The organism is Rhizobium sp. SEMIA 4085, from assembly GCF_013004495.1.
Lineage (GTDB): Bacteria > Pseudomonadota > Alphaproteobacteria > Rhizobiales > Rhizobiaceae > Rhizobium > Rhizobium gallicum.
In genome coordinates this window covers 14,103-28,979 of the sequence record NZ_JABEPH010000024.1, presented here as the reverse complement: position 1 = coordinate 28,979, position 14,877 = coordinate 14,103, and the positions used below count along the sequence as shown (strand labels likewise).

Annotated in this window: 13 protein-coding genes and 2 pseudogenes; 9 read left to right on the top strand and 6 right to left on the bottom strand. The window is 59.5% G+C overall.

Going from position 1 to position 14,877, the window contains the following annotated elements:
• Both C9413_RS04575 and C9413_RS04570 read right to left on the bottom strand, forming a co-directional pair.
• A pseudogene (locus C9413_RS04575) lies at window positions 1-412 on the bottom strand (nodulation protein NodT); the annotation flags it as partial.
• A 545-nt stretch (window positions 413-957) separates the two neighbouring features.
• Window positions 958-1,482 (bottom strand): DUF6428 family protein, encoded by a 525-nt coding sequence (locus tag C9413_RS04570; RefSeq protein ID WP_039846877.1) that lies wholly within the window; start codon window positions 1,480-1,482, stop codon window positions 958-960.
• 42 nt (window positions 1,483-1,524) lie between these two features.
• On the opposite strand from C9413_RS04570, the gene C9413_RS04565 reads away from it, so the two are divergent.
• Genes C9413_RS04565 through arsK form a run of 6 tightly spaced genes read left to right on the top strand, consistent with a single transcriptional unit; the run spans window position 1,525 to window position 5,445 of the window.
• Entirely contained in the window at window positions 1,525-1,881 is a 357-nt protein-coding gene (locus tag C9413_RS04565) for a metalloregulator ArsR/SmtB family transcription factor (RefSeq protein ID WP_039845617.1), read from the top strand.
• Entirely contained in the window at window positions 1,878-2,408 is a 531-nt protein-coding gene (locus tag C9413_RS04560) for an arsenate reductase ArsC (protein WP_039845616.1), read from the top strand. The genes C9413_RS04565 and C9413_RS04560 overlap by 4 nt, the downstream gene beginning before the upstream one ends.
• Window positions 2,409-2,410: 2 nt before the next feature.
• Window positions 2,411-3,103: an MIP/aquaporin family protein gene (locus C9413_RS04555; protein WP_039845615.1), complete on the top strand. Its 693-nt coding sequence runs from the start codon at window positions 2,411-2,413 to the stop codon at window positions 3,101-3,103.
• Window positions 3,100-3,522 (top strand): arsenate reductase (glutaredoxin), encoded by a 423-nt coding sequence (gene arsC / locus C9413_RS04550; RefSeq protein WP_039845614.1) that lies wholly within the window; start codon window positions 3,100-3,102, stop codon window positions 3,520-3,522. The genes C9413_RS04555 and arsC overlap by 4 nt, the downstream gene beginning before the upstream one ends.
• Window positions 3,497-4,222, top strand: coding sequence for an arsenical resistance protein ArsH (gene arsH / locus C9413_RS04545; protein ID WP_039845613.1), 726 nt, complete (start codon window positions 3,497-3,499; stop codon window positions 4,220-4,222). Before arsC ends, arsH begins: the two co-directional genes overlap by 26 nt.
• A complete protein-coding gene (gene arsK, locus C9413_RS04540; protein ID WP_052451561.1) occupies window positions 4,219-5,445 on the top strand; it encodes an arsenite efflux MFS transporter ArsK in 1,227 nt (408 codons plus the stop codon). Before arsH ends, arsK begins: the two co-directional genes overlap by 4 nt.
• Window positions 5,446-5,474: 29 nt before the next feature.
• Here the strand turns inward: arsK and C9413_RS04535 are convergent, their stop codons facing one another.
• From C9413_RS04535 to C9413_RS04520, 4 genes and pseudogenes are all read right to left on the bottom strand, one after another.
• Window positions 5,475-5,981, bottom strand: coding sequence for a hypothetical protein (locus tag C9413_RS04535; RefSeq protein ID WP_039845612.1), 507 nt, complete (start codon window positions 5,979-5,981; stop codon window positions 5,475-5,477).
• Window positions 5,982-6,027: 46 nt separating this feature from the next.
• Window positions 6,028-7,374, bottom strand: a complete 1,347-nt coding sequence (locus C9413_RS04530; RefSeq protein ID WP_052451646.1) for a mechanosensitive ion channel domain-containing protein — start codon at window positions 7,372-7,374, stop codon at window positions 6,028-6,030.
• A 592-nt stretch (window positions 7,375-7,966) separates the two neighbouring features.
• Window positions 7,967-9,946, bottom strand: coding sequence for an acyltransferase family protein (locus C9413_RS04525; protein WP_170250222.1), 1,980 nt, complete (start codon window positions 9,944-9,946; stop codon window positions 7,967-7,969).
• Window positions 9,947-10,391: 445 nt separating this feature from the next.
• Window positions 10,392-10,659: pseudogene (locus C9413_RS04520) on the bottom strand (Ku protein); the annotation flags it as partial.
• A 169-nt stretch (window positions 10,660-10,828) separates the two neighbouring features.
• On the opposite strand from C9413_RS04520, the gene C9413_RS04515 reads away from it, so the two are divergent.
• The 3 genes from C9413_RS04515 to C9413_RS04505 all read left to right on the top strand — a co-directional run bounded on the left by C9413_RS04515 (window position 10,829) and on the right by C9413_RS04505 (window position 14,578).
• Window positions 10,829-11,179, top strand: coding sequence for a DUF2200 domain-containing protein (locus C9413_RS04515; protein ID WP_039845610.1), 351 nt, complete (start codon window positions 10,829-10,831; stop codon window positions 11,177-11,179).
• Window positions 11,180-11,561: 382 nt separating this feature from the next.
• Window positions 11,562-13,472, top strand: coding sequence for an AI-2E family transporter (locus tag C9413_RS04510; RefSeq protein ID WP_223844017.1), 1,911 nt, complete (start codon window positions 11,562-11,564; stop codon window positions 13,470-13,472).
• Between the two features lie 662 nt (window positions 13,473-14,134).
• Complete coding sequence (locus C9413_RS04505; protein ID WP_039845609.1) at window positions 14,135-14,578, top strand: nuclear transport factor 2 family protein; 444 nt, start codon at window positions 14,135-14,137, stop codon at window positions 14,576-14,578.
• Window positions 14,579-14,877: the final 299 nt, after the last annotated feature.

The following is a 14,877-nucleotide window of genomic DNA, read 5'->3' as shown; positions in this document are numbered from 1 at the left end:
GCCAGGAGACATTGGCCTCGCCGCCAGTGGTGTTGGTAGCACCTATCCGGGTGCGCTCCGAGCCCATCTGGCCCGACACCGTGTGCGAGGCGCCGACCACCAGGCTCGGCAGCGAGCCGGCCCCGGCGACCGTCACATTCGAGGACGCCGAATTGATGCGCTCCATCGCCTGCAGCACGTCGAGGTTCTGATCGATACCGCGCGCCACCAGGCTGTCGAGCTGCCTGTCGCGAAAGGCCGACCACCAGGCCACCGTCGCAACATCACCGATATTCTTGGTGCTGCCCTCACCGAATTTCGCCGGCAGCGGCATCTCCGGAGGCGTGTGGTCCGGTCCGCTTACGCAGCCCGCCAGCAAAGACGCGATTACGAAATACGCTGCGCTACGAGCTAGTGCTGTTCGCCCCCTCAACCTGCCGACCTCCTTGGTTTTGCCAAAAGTACGCTGGACGTGGTTAATGAAGCGTTGCATTCGCGCATTGGGTCGACCGGCTGTCGGAATGCGACGATGCGGAAGGATTGGTCTGGGGCCGGGGCAACCATCTAAAGCTCACGTCTCGCGGGCACACCCGGCGACGGGGTGCGGGGAGAGGCCGGCACAAAAACCGGTGGACGGAAACGAAAAGCGTCGTTCGGATCAGCGCTCGTTGGCGCCTGGAGGCAGGACGAGGCATTGGTGCAAGGCATCAGGCGAGAGGTCTTGCCCGCCTTCCTGGCTGCTTGAGGACGGAAGCTTTGCAGCGAAGAACCCTGCGTCGGCCCAGGTGGCGGTTCAAAGATCGGATATATGGCGACGCCCACAGCAAGGCTGACGGAAACGCACGTTACAATGTAAAACAGCACAAACCTCATGGCACGTATAACGTCAGTGTCCCGGCGACATATCAACCTGCCCAATATGATTAGGAAGGGCGGAGATAACGTCGCCGATGTGGGCCGTTGGCTTTTCAATGCGTTCTAGGCGCAGCAGACATCTTTGCCATGCGTGGGCCTGCAGCAGGCTTCAGTCTTTCGTGCTTCCTCTTTGAGCCAGCGTTCGCGCGGCTTGCAGCTTGCCGGGCGAGGCGCAAGCTCGACGTGCACCATGCCACCCACAAGGGCCGGCATGGCCGCGCAATAAAGCTGCATTGGTCGCACGCCGTCGCTGACTTCGAATGTCAGCCTCGCAGAACCGTCGAGCTTCACATGCTCGGTCACCTTGCAAATGATTGCATGGAATTTTCCAGCCGGCATATGCGTGCGGTCGTCCTCGTCAATGTCCCATAGCTGGATGAAAATCTCTCGCCATGCTTCCGGGTTGGCGCCGCAGTCGAGCGCTGCGAACTCTCCGGCCTTGACTTCGGTGACGTGGTAGCCCGGTTTCACCGGCCGGCCGTCGTAATGGAAAACCAAGGGCAAATCCTTGGCGCCTGCCAGAAAGTCGAGAAGCAGGCCGAGGCTGATGTCGCGGTCCTGCATTTTGCTGTTGTCGATCGCGTTCATATGTATTAATCCTAATTTCAACAATTCAAGGATTATTGAAATATGGATCAACGTCAAGCCCTGAGCGCCTTCGCCGCGCTCTCCCAGGAAACCCGCCTGCATATCGTCCGCGTGCTGGTGGTCGCGGGTCCAGACGGCATGGCCGCCGGCATGGTTGCGGAGAAGACGGCCGTCTCGCCGTCGAATGTCTCCTTCCACCTCAAGGAGCTCGAACGATCCGGCCTCATCAGCCAGAAGCGTGAATCCCGCTCGATCATCTACACGGCGAACTATAATGCGCTGGGCGGTCTGATCCGCTTCCTGATGGAAGACTGCTGCGCCGGGAACCCTGAAATCTGCGCACCTGTGGCGGCGGTCGCCGCATGCTGCGGGCCTAAGGTGGAGGAGAAACTTCAATGACTGCCGAGCGTGTCTACCACGTGCTGTTCCTGTGCACCGGCAATTCCGCCCGCTCTATCCTGGCGGAGTCCATTCTCAACGCCGACGGCAAGGGCCGCTTCCGGGCGTTTTCGGCAGGGAGCCAACCCAAGGGTAGGGTCAATCCCTATGCGCTGAAGGAGCTGCAGGCCCTTGGCTATCCTTCGACCGGCTTCAGCTCGAAGAGCTGGGACGTGTTTGCCGAGGCGGACGCGCCGGAAATGGATTTCATCTTCACGGTCTGCGACAGCACCGCGGGCGAAGCCTGCCCGGTCTGGATCGGCCATCCGATGACTGCCCACTGGGGCGTCGAGGATCCGGCCGCTGTCGAGGGCAGCGAAGTCGAGAAGGACCGGGCTTTCGCGCAGGCCGCACGGTTCCTGAATAACCGGATCATGGCTTTCCTGAGCCTGCCTTTGTCGTCGATCGACAAGCTCGCTCTGGAGCAGCACCTGCGCCAGATCGGCGCCATGGAAGGTTCGGCGAGCAATCCGGTGAAGGCAGGATAACGATGACGTTCGATCTGCCGCGCCGCCTGGTGTCCGAGGGCCTCGGCACAGCACTTCTCGTCGCGACCGTGGTCGGGTCGGGCATCATGGCGACATCGCTGACGCAGGATGTAGGACTGGCCCTGCTCGGCAACACGCTGGCGACCGGCGCGATTCTTGTGGTGTTGATCACTATCCTGGCGCCGGTTTCCGGAGCTCATTTCAATCCGGCGGTCTCGCTGGTCTTCGCGATATCGCGGTCGCTGCCGAAGCGCGATTTCCTCTTTTACGTCTTGGCGCAGGTTGCTGGCGGCGCCATCGGGACGATTGCAGCCCATCTCATGTTCGATCTTCCGCTCGTCCAGCTGTCGACAAAGGTCCGCACCGGCGGGGCGCAATGGTTTTCCGAAGGTGTCGCGACCTTCGGCCTCATTGCGGTGATCCTCGCCGGGATCCGCTTCGAGCAGAAGGCGGTGCCATGGTTGGTGGGGCTTTATATCACGGCCGCCTACTGGTTCACCGCTTCGACTTCCTTCGCCAATCCGGCCGTTGCCTTCGCCCGCTCGCTGACCGACACCTTTTCCGGCATCCGTCCGGTCGATCTTCCGGGCTTCTGGGTTGCCGAAATCGCCGGTGCGGTCGCGGCGCTCTTTCTGTTCACCTGGTTGCTGCATCCGGGAGCATCGTCAACCCTTTCACCTGAGGCAAAGCTATGAAAGCCACCATCTATCACAATCCAAATTGCGGCACGTCGCGCAATACGCTGGCGATGATCCGAAATGCCGGGATCGAGCCGACGATCATCGAGTATCTGCAAACTCCGCCGTCGCGCGCGGAGCTAGTCAAGATGATCGCCGACGCCGGCCTTACGGTGCGCCAGGCCATCCGCGAGAAGGGTACGCCCTATGCGGAGTTTGGGCTCGATCACGCGGCCCTGACCGACGATCAGCTTCTCGACGCGATGCTGAAAGATCCGATCCTCATCAACCGGCCCTTCGTCGTGACGCCGCTCGGCACGCGGCTCGCGCGGCCATCCGAGGCGGTTCTCGATATCCTGCCGGACACCCATAAGGGCGCCTTCGCCAAGGAAGACGGCGAACAGGTTCTCGATGCGAAGGGTAGGCGCATTGTCTGATCTGGCGGCAGCCTCACGCGAACATCTGCGGCTGCTCGATCTGGCGGCGCTGCGGCCGCCATTCTCGAAGCATAAGCCCCGTATCCTGATCCTCTACGGTTCGCTGCGCACGGTCTCCTATAGTAGGCTGCTCGCCCATGAGGCGACGCGCCTGCTCGAGCACTTCGGCTGCGAGGTGCGGATATTCAATCCGGAGGGATTGCCGCTTCCTGATGCGGAGCCGGCAAGCCATCCGAAGGTCCAGGAACTGCGCGATCTTTCGCAGTGGTCGGAAGGGCAGGTATGGGTTTCGCCGGAACGCCATGGCGCCATGACCGGCATCATGAAGGCGCAGATCGACTGGATTCCGCTTTCGGTTGGCTCGGTGCGGCCAACGCAGGGCAAGACGCTCGCCGTCATGCAGGTGTCGGGCGGCTCGCAGTCTTTCAACGCCGTTGGGCAGATGCGCATGCTCGGCCGCTGGATGCGCATGATCACTATTCCGAACCAGTCGTCAGTCGCCAAGGCTTTTCAGGAGTTCGACGCGGATGGCCGCATGAGATCCTCGTCTTATTACGACCGGGTGGTTGACGTCTGCGAGGAATTGGTGAAATTCACGTGGCTTACCCGCGACGCCTCCGCCTATCTCACCGATCGCTACAGCGAGCGCAAGGAAGAGGCCGATAAGCTCGAACAGCGCGTGAGCCTGAAATCCATATGACCGAATCTCCGCCGATTGCTGCCATTATCGCCCTTGGCATCACGCAGATCATCGGCTACGGCACGCTCTATTACAGCTTCAGCATCCTCGCCCCCGATATGTCGCGGGATCTCGGATGGCCGTCCGAGGCTATCTTCGGCGCTTTGTCCGCGGCTCTCCTGATCGGCGGTCTTATGGCACCTGCGCTCGGCAAATGGATCGACCGCTTCGGCGCCGGACGGATCATGACGGCGGGATCGGCGATCGCGGCGGCGGCACTTGTCGCCTGCGCGCTGGCGCCCGGCAGGATTTCCTTCGTAGCGGCGCTGATCGGCATCGAGGCGGCGTCGAACCTCGTTCAATATGGCGCGGCCTTCGCGCTGCTCGTGCAGATCCGGCCGCAGGCGGCACAACGGAGCATCACCTACCTGACGCTCATCGGCGGCTTTGCCTCGACAATCTTCTGGCCGATCACGACAATGCTGCACGCTGAAATATCGTGGCAGCAGGTCTATCTGGTATTCGCGGGCCTAAACTTCGTCATCTGCCTGCCTATCCATGCCGTGCTCTCGCGCCAGATGCGCCGAAACCGGGTGCGAAGCGGCAAGGCCTCGCCGGCGAGACGCGTGGAAGGAACGCTTGCCGCATCGGCGCGCAGGATGGGTTTCGTTCTGATGGCGTTTTCCTTCTCCCTGCAGTCGCTGGTGAGCTCGGCCATCCTCGTCCATATGGTGCCGCTGCTTTCCGGCCTCGGGCTCGGCGCGACAGCGGCGCTGGTCGGGACGTTCTTCGGTCCCTCGCAGGTGCTCAGCAGGTTGACGAACATGCTCTTCGGCGTGAACCTGCCGCCGCTTAAGCTTGCCATCATCGCGGCCACGCTTATGTCGGCAGCGGTATTCCTGCTCATCCCGACCGCGCCTTCCGTTGCCGGCGCCATCGCATTCGCAGTTGTCTTCGGCCTGGGAAACGGTCTCTTCAGCATCGTCACGGGAACGCTTCCGCTGTTGCTCTTCGGAAGCGACGGCTATGGAAAGATGCAGGGCCGGGTGATGGCGGCGCGGCTGATCGTGTCGGCGGTCGCACCCTTTGCGCTGGCCTACCTGATCGGGAGCATCGGCGTCGTCTGGTCGCTGGCGTTGACATTGGCGGCAGGCGTGCTTGCCGTGCTGGTTCTGGTGGTCATCGGGCAACTCGCCAGGAACGGATCGGCCTCGGAAGCGGCCGCGACGCAGACGAGCAACTGACGAAACCGGTTGGACAGACCTGCGCAAATTCACTGACGCATAAGATCGATGTTACTGGTAACGACCGACCCTCCGGTCGCATGGTCGCGATCGACCGTGCGCAGGCGCAAGCCATCCGCCCCGACCTTCTCGATGGTCATGGTGGCGTTCCGGTCTCCGTTCACGGGGCGGGCCCAGCGTACGGAAAGATTGATGGCATTTCCGCGGCGGCTTCCAGAAAGCGCAGACGGCAGGCCCATCGGTCCGACATAGGTTCCGGTATAGCGCCCGCCGCTGACCCTCAGATTTGCCGAAACGGCCCGGCGCACGACGACAAAGCCCCGGCAGCTGCCGTTCATGGAGAAGTTGGCTCGGCCCGCCGTCGTTGCGAAGCTGCACCGCACGTTGACCGGATCGCTGCCGATCCGCATCAGCACCTGGCCTGCGCCTTGCCAGTTTCCAGCAAGCGACTGGAGGAAATTGGCTTCCTGAGCGGCTGCCGCAAGCGGCTGGGAGCCGGCGAGTGCGAGGGAGAGCAAATAAACGGCGCGGCGCATGGCGGTGACCTCGTGAACGGATACTGCCGAACGTCTTTGAGGCAATTCAGTTCCCGGATTTGGGGCTGCCGGAAGCGCGTTCATCGCCTGGCCGTTGCCGAAAAGATGCGCGGGCAAGCTCGACAGGTGTCTTCATGATGATTTCGCGATGCGGGAACGGGATCGAAATGCCGGCTGCCTTGAATGCATCCCATAATGCCATGAGTACTTCACCGCGCACGTTGGTAAGGCCGTTGCTCGGGTCGGAGATCCAGAATCTCAGCTTGAAATCGACCGATGAAGCCCCGAAGGCCGTCATCCAGCAGACCGGCTGGGCGTAGGTGCCCGCAACCCGCGGAATGGTCTTGGCCGCTTCGATCGCGATGCGGGCAACCTCGTGCGGATCGCTGTCATACGAGGTTCCGAAATCCACCTCGATGCGGACATAATCGCTGGAGAACGACCAGTTGACGACTTGCTGGGAAATGAAGTCTTCGTTTGGAATGAGGTACTCCTTTCCATCTCTGGTTATGACGGAGACGAAGCGGGAGCGCAGGTCGCGGATGGAGCCGAAGGTCTCTCCCAGCGTAATCGTGTCGCCCGGTTTGATGGATTTATCGAGCAGGATGATGATTCCGGATATGAAATTGGAGACGACCTTCTGCAGGCCGAAACCAATGCCGACGCCGACAGCACCTGAAAAAACCGTGAGCGCCGTCAGGTCAATGCCTGTCGCAGACAAGGCAATCGTGCCCGCAAAGACAATGAGCCCGATCTTGATCAGTTTGCTGATGAGAACCTTCAAGGAGGGCGTGAGATCCGCGGACTTCTGGATCCAGTTCGACGACATGTTGCCGATCAGAACCGCAAGCCAGATCAACGCGACGGAAAGGACGATGGCCTTCAAGACGAGCAGCATTGAAAGGCGAACGGCGCCGAGATTGACGGCTATACCATCGAGTGCTGCCAGAAGCGCGCGATCCAGCCCAAGCGCGTAAAGTGCAAAGTAGAGCCAGCCGGCGGCGGCAACGACACGCGCCAGCATCTGGTTGCGGATGATGCGCGTGAGTACCGAGATGACGAACCACGCCACCACGAGAGTGAGGGCTGTTGCTACCAGCCACCGGTGCGATGGCCACGCAAATCGCAACAGCACCACATCCGCAACCGCCAGCAGTACAATCAGAAAGAGCCAGCGTGTTCGCCGCATGAATGCGATGATGACGCGAAGTAGATCCGGATTTCCCTTGATGGTGCGGGCGCGCGATTCCAATGCCGGCTCGATCCGTTTTGCCAGCAAGCCGGAAAGCAGGTAACCGGCGACAATCAGGGCGGACTGATAGACCGTCCACTCATTGAAAAGGAAAGCCTGCAGCCAAGATCCGGCAGCGTTGACCGCCTCTAGGAAATCCATCGTCGTTCTCTCGCGATTTTGCAGAATAACCAGCGGGAGCGCGGTTTTGTTCAAATGCGGGTGTCGAGGCAGTTTATCCGACCTGAAGCGGGCACGCGAGTAGACGTCCTCTCGGCCGAACTCAGCAGGTCAAATCGACGGGCCGCGGAAGTGCGATCGCTTGATCGGGTGCATCCTTGGGTCGGTTTCAAGCAATTGTGCCTCACGCCGTCGCGATGGGCAAACCTCCTGCTCCGTCCTCCCTCCAATCGCAGCACTATCCCGGGTCTCGACAGACGGCCACCGGAGGTGAACGGTTTTCCTCGGTTGCCTGCTTTATCAATGAGAATCGATAGAGCGCAGCCCATGAGCCTGCACGCTTTTATGTGGAAAGGGTGTCGCTCCTGGCGCGGGCATCCCATCCCAGTATCGAGACCTCAGCCACGGCCTCAAGCTCGGCACGGCTGGCCCCGTCGCGAGCCAGGATTGACATGCCAAACTGCACAGTCTGCACGAAACGCGAAAGACCTTGAGACGAGGTTTTTCTATCTAGGGTGAGAAAATCGACGGAGAAAAGATGCTAGAGGTCTTCGGTAAGAAGGCCTAGGCTTACCTAAGAGGGCTTCTGAGAAACTGGAGGAGCCTTCGCCGTCGATTGGAGCCGCTCGCGGGTGACGAATGCCGGCGCGAACATTGCGCGGACGGACAGCGCCTTGGACGCGCTTGGATGATTGTCGTCGACGAAAGCCGGAAGTCCCTGGTCTTGGACGGGGCAGGTTTCATCATTGCAAAAGAATGGCGTGGCATCGATCAGCGTCACCTTCGCGAAGTTGGGCCTCGAAAACAGCCGCCTGACGATTTTCTGCCGCTCTTCGAACACATCCCTCGACACACCCGAAGGCAGGGGCTGGCCCAGCCGATGCCGGACCAAGACGGTCTGCGGCACGTATAACGGCTGCTCCGGAACGAAGCCGACAACGACGATCCGCTTCTGGTCGAGGTGAGCGAACTGATCTGAAAGAGCCGCGGCAAGCCTGGAAAGCTTCGCTTCGTCGTCGGGATGCGTCATCGACGGCGGTACCAGGATGGGAGCGCCATAGCGATAGCCGCTGGCGATGTTTGTCCAGCGCGCGATGATGACGACGGTATGAATGGTTTCCGTTCGCTTCAACAGTTGTTCGGCCTCCACCAGAAACCGCTGGCAGCTGCCGGAATCGCTTCTCGACCAGATGATCGGTCTGCAGCCTTCTTTCGTCAGGATCATGACACTCTGCCCGGCCTGCTCGGCGGCCGCGACGACACCCGGTGCGAGCGCATCTGCGATGCTGTCGCCCATCAGCGCCACGCCGGGCACCTTGTCGGCGCCGAGAACGCAGGGCGTGCCAGCCCTCAAGCGTTCGAGCGAAGGCGTGTCACATGCACGACGGTCGGGATTGGTGTCGCGCGCACCCGACGCCATGCGTCGTTCGACGCCGGAAAACCGCCCGGGCATGCCGCCCAATTGTTCCGTGACGACCCATAGGCTGATGCAGGTTGCAACGGTCGCTGCGACCAACTTTGCGGCAGTACGGAAGCTGGCATCGGATCGTCGAGCAGGGTTCTCGATGAACCGCCAGGCGGCGTAGCTGACAGCAAAGGTGAGAGGCAAGAGGGCGAGCCCTTCACCGGCCGTGAGCGCTTGTCCTTTTATGATTCTGGCAAAATAGAGAACAGGCCAATGCCATAGATAGAGTGAATAGGACAGTTTTCCGATGAACGCGAGAGGGGTAGAAGCAAGGGCCGTTGAGACAAAACTTCGTCCGGACCGCGCCGAATGCAGGATCAGGAAAGCTCCGAGACAGGGAAGAAGTGCCGTCTCCCCCGGGAATGTCGTGTTTTCTCCATAGAAGAGAACAGGAATGGCGATGAGAGCAAGCCCGGCGGCCGACGCTGCTTGACGCCTACGGTCGTCCCGAATGGCGCCAAACGTTCCTGTCGCCAGCAGGCTTCCGACGAGCAGTTCCCAGAAGCGGCCGAACGGAAGGTAATAGGCGGCCGTCGGCCAATGCCGCACCATGACGACGGCAATTGCGAACGAGATGATCATCGGGAGGGTGACGATCCGCTGCCATGACCAGCTTGTTCGGGAGCGGGCAATGAACAAATAGAGCGGCAGGAAAAGATAGAACTGTTCCTCGACACCGAGAGACCAAGTGTGAAGCATCGGCCGCCAGGCGGTGCCCTCGTCAAAATACCCAGCCGCCCTGGCGAAACTGAAATTGGAGATCGACAGGCTGGCCTCGCCGATGCTCCGCATCAGCCGCTCGAAGGCTGGAGGCGTGAGAAGTGCGGCACCGACCAAGGCCGTTACGAACATCATCGCGAAAAGAGCAGGCAAAATCCGCTTTGCTCGGCGAAGGTAGAAATCGGCCGCGGAGAACGTCTGTTCCGTCATCTGGCCGATGATGATCGCCGTGATCAGATATCCCGAGATGACGAAGAAGACATCGACGCCGACGAAGCCGCCCGGCAGGAAGGAAACTCCTGAATGAAAAAGGATCACCGATAGGACGGCGATGGCTCTGAGGCCATCAATTTCTGCGCGGTATTTCATCGGTCAATCCTGCAAAACTCAGCCGACATAACTGAAAAGTCGCCGCAATCAATCATGCCAATCCCCTGAAAATTGTGGAAAAGGCGCCGGAGAGTTTTCTTGTTTCCGGCGAAGACGCAAGATTTTCCGGCGCAGGCGTACTACGCCGGACGCTGATGAAGTTTCCATCCGAGCTAGTCGAGATGCCCACATCGACAGTGCTGGTCAGAGAGATCAGGCTGCCTGCCGCGTTCGCCAGATACCAGACTGTGGGCGCAAAATGACTGACGATAACCGGAATTCTCAAGAGTGGCGCATACCCTGAAACACGTTGCCGAATGGCCTAATTTGGCGGGGGCACGTGATCGCATATAAATGTGGAATGCATGCGGCTAACAAGAATTTCTTTGGGAGGGAGAGGAAACGCAGGCATTATTGGGTTCACGACGACAGCGATTTCGTCGCTGTCGTACTCCGCCGGATTGAATTTCCTTCTCGGTGCCGATGATGTGTTTTGCGAGATCGAGCATTTCGACCTCCATCTTCAGCTTTGGTATCTCGTCGAAAGCCGTCGGGGACGACCTGACGTCGTAGTCGAAGTTCAATGCGATGGCGATGAGGCCATTTTTTTTGAGCGCGGAACACGACCGTGCGCATCTGCAGGACAGCACCGCCCGCGCGATTGCTGCTACGTTTGATTTGCGCATGGCGTCGCGCAGGAGGATAAACGCATCCTGAAGTGCACAGTCTTCCGCTATCGGCCCTAGAGCGGACGTTCGCGCCGCTCGTCGGACATGCCGCACTTGCTCTTTAAGCCTCCCGCGCTGCAAAGGATTGCGGTTGAGGGTCCGTTGGCTAAGGTTAGCGGTGACAAAAGCTCACAACGCTTCCGCCGGGGGATGCATGACCAAGCATCGAATCTATTCAGTCAGTATCGCGAGCGTCTATCCGCACTATGTCGCCAAAGCGGAGAAGAAGGGGCGCACGAAAGCTGACGTCGATGAGATCATCTGTTGGCTGACGGGACATACCCAAGAGACGCTAGATGATCAGTTGGCGAACGACACAAAATTTGAGGACTTCTTTGCGCAAGCGCCTCAAATGAATCCCTCGCGATCGCTGATTACCGGTGTGATCTGTGGCGTTCGCGTGGAAGACATCCAAGAACCTACGATGCGTGAAATCCGCTACTTGGACAAATTGATCGACGAACTCGCCAAAGGGAAAGCGATGGAGAAGATCCTGCGAAAATAGCCAGGCGGGTAGTTCGAACCGGCAAGGCTTGATGTCCTGAGCTTGAGCATCGGACCGCTTCGACCAAACTAGGCTTGCCGTTGCTGAATACCCAATCGATCCTTATCCGAGGGCGGCCTGGAGGGCGACCTAGGCAGGATGCGCATTCATCGTAGGCCCCCAGTCCTGCGAGATCACCATTATCTTGGAGAGTGGCACCTTGCCGCTCGGCCCAGTGCAGCGATCATTTGCTAAGTCCTATCTGCGCCCTACCTCCCTGAGTCTGGGACCAATTGGCATATCGACGCCTTCACGTCACGACCACAGCAAGGAGGCGGAATTGAAAAACGACCCCGGGGGTTCTCGTCGTATATACTCAATTCCGCCCTCATCACCTTCACGCATGCCTGCCTTTGCGAGCGTGCTCGCGGTCATTGCCATTCTCTACTTTGCAAAGGAAGTCCTTCTTCCTCTGGCAATCGCTGTTCTGCTGACGTTCGCACTGGCACCAATTTCCTCACGTCTTCGTAAGCTGGGGCTTCCTCGCATTCTGGCGGTCATAACTACCGTCATGCTCGCCTTCCTTATTCTCCTCCTATTCGGCCTTGTGGTAGCGGGACAGGTTACTGAAGTCGCGCAAAACCTCCCTGCCTATCAAACCAACATTGTGGGAAAGATCCGGGCGCTCCAGGAGAGCGGGAGCGATAAGGGTATCCTTCAGCGTCTGACTTCTGTCGTCGAAAGTGTCGGACGGGAACTCAACAGTGTGGAGAAGAACCCGACTGCTCCCGTGGGCGAGCCTCCATCTAGGGAGCCCCTGCTCGTAGAGATATTCGCGCCAAGCCGTCCCATTGCTACGCTGACAAATTTGATCAGCCCCTTGGTCGGTCCGATCGCGTCATTGGGACTAATCATAGTCGTCGTCATATTCATGCTCCTGGAGCGGGAGGAGCTTCGCGACCGCTTTATCCGGCTCGTCGGCTACGGAGACCTCCATCGCACCACCGAAGCCCTGCAGGAGGCGGGAAGCCGCGTTGCGCAATATCTTCTCATGCAGTTGGTCGTGAACTGCGCTTACGGCATCCCCTTGGCGCTTGGGCTTTGGGCGGTGGGAATACCCAATGCAGTGCTCTGGGGGATGCTCGCCATCGTTCTGCGGTTCGTCCCATATATCGGGCCGGTAATAGCTGCCGTACTGCCGCTCTTCCTGGCGTTCGCGGTCGATCCGGGCTGGAGCCTTGTTCTTTGGGTCGCCACGATCTTTCTCGCGCTGGAGCTGACGAGCAACAACATCGTCGAACCGTGGCTGTATGGTTCCCGAACAGGCCTCTCTCCCCTTGCCATCATCGTTGCGGCTATTTTCTGGGCATGGTTATGGGGACCGGTCGGCCTTATCCTGTCGACGCCGCTGACCGTGTGCCTGGCAGTTCTAGGGCGTTATGTCCCGCAGTTTGAATTCTTGGAAGTCCTGTTTGGCAGCGAACCGGTGCTTGATCCCAAGGAACGCCTTTATCAAAGACTTTTAGCTGGGGATCCCGACGAGGCCACCGATCTCGCTGAGGAGATCCTCGAGGAAGATTATCTGGAGGAATACTATGGCAAGGTTGCTATTCCAGCCCTCCTGCTCGCCGAGCAGGACCGCCGCAGAGGCGTCCTGACAGCGGAGCAGATGGATCAATTGTTCGGTACCGCCATCACGCTGGTCTCGAATCTGGAAGAGATCGCCCGGGAGGAGGAGGAAGAAGAGCAGGAGGACAAAACCGCCGACGAGACACCCTTGACGGCCACGAAGGACGAGGGAGAAGGCGACGAGGAACTGCCGGACGGGACCGGGAAAACGGTCTTCTGCATTGGTGGCAGGGGGCCTCTTGATGATGCATCAGCGGTGATGCTGGCCCAGGTTCTCCAAGTGCAAGGAGCGGAAGTGGTGGCAGCAAGGCACTCCGACATCGCCAACCGCCGCAGCCGCGATCTCGTTCCGAATGGAGCAAATGCCATCGTCGTTTGCTTCCTGAACTTTGACTCCGTCAGGCATGCCGGCATACTTGTACGCCGATTCAAGCGCATGTATCCCACCACGCGCGTAGGCGCAGTGCTCTGGTCTGAAAATGATGATGACACGCACCTGCACAAGCTTCCAGAGGCTGATTTCATCGCTTCCACCTTGACCACCGCCGCGCGTGAGATGCTCTCCGATGCGCCGCCGTCTCTGGTAAGCCCTCGGAGGCTCCGTATCAGACGACCCAAAACCGGGACTGGCACTGCTCTACAGCCGCCCTCTGGTCCTGCCGATCGGCCGCAAGGGCCTGAATAGCCAATCGTTCAACTACGTGCAAAGGATTGGGGTAGCGGGTCCATCCCCCAGACATAGCCGATCAACGCAGCGAGACCCACCGCTGCTATGGACGGTTCCTGATCCGGCACGTTCGGAATTCACCGGGAAGGCACCTGGCGCACCCGAAGAGATGAGAAACTGGCATCACTATGTCGTTGTTGCCTGCCAAAGCCTCGCTTTGCATCGCTTCGCCGATCGCCCTCTAATGATGAAGGAGATCAAAGCCAATGAATGCTGCAACCAACGCCACCACCACCGTAACTCCGGTCACTGGCATCACATCAGCTCTTCGATCTGTCGGGCGACCTGTCAGGGCTTGCCGACCGGCACGGCGTTCAAGCTACCGACGGCAGGGGAGACGCGTTTGCCCATGGCGGCGGGCCGGACCCAAGGGACAAGCCGCAGCCTGCGATTGAGCGCGGGACTTCTTCGATATTGTTCCGAGCTTGCTTTCCGGGTTTACCGGAAGTCGCGGGCTTTGAGGGACGGACTCGGCATAGTATCCGGCTCGGGACAAATCCCGGATCTCCATATCGACACCTTGAAGGTGAAGGCGCGAAATTTCCACTAGCTTCGTGTGTCGGTGTCGGATTGTCGTTGCCTCGTTCGTCCTCTGCTTGAACAGCACAGGAGAACGGCCAATGAGCAACGAAACCAAAGTCAAAATCGAAGACGAGGCGATTATCGCCATGCTAACGATGCGCGCTTCCGCGCTCGGCGAAAAAGATGCCAAGGGTGCACTTTCCTACGAAACCGAGGATTCTGTCGAGTTTTCGCTAGCACCGCCGCTCGTCTACCACGGCAAGGATGAGGCAGGCCTACAGGCGTGGTTCAATACCTGGGAAGGTCCGATCGGTGGCGATGTTTGCGACGCCAAGCTAACAGTCGGCGGAGACGTTGCTTTCTGGAGTGGTCTGACGCGCATGACAGGAACTAAAACTGATGGCACTGAGGTCGATCTTTGGTTTCGTCAAACACTTGGCCTGGTGAAGCGCGATGGCCGCTGGATGGTGTCCCACCAACATGCATCCGTGCCATTCGCCATGGATGGAAGCGGTCGCGCTCTGCTCGATCTAAAACCTTAGCGGCTGGCCCTGGGGGAATCGATGTCCCGCCCGGAGAACCGCCGAATGAGTGGCCGGGCGCTCTGCCCTGATAACCAGGCAATAAAAAAGGCCGGGGCGAAACCGCACCGACCTTCTCGACATCGCTTTTCACACCATTGCCAGTACATCCGTGGTCAAAAGCAGATAAGCGACTTCGGCAGTCGCGAACGCTCGCGTGGAGTGCTCACCAGCAACGCCGATTACCTGCAGATAATCGATGATTGTGTTGGTTTCAAGGGCGCGTAGGCGATGCGACGTCGATCTTCTAGCTGGCAACC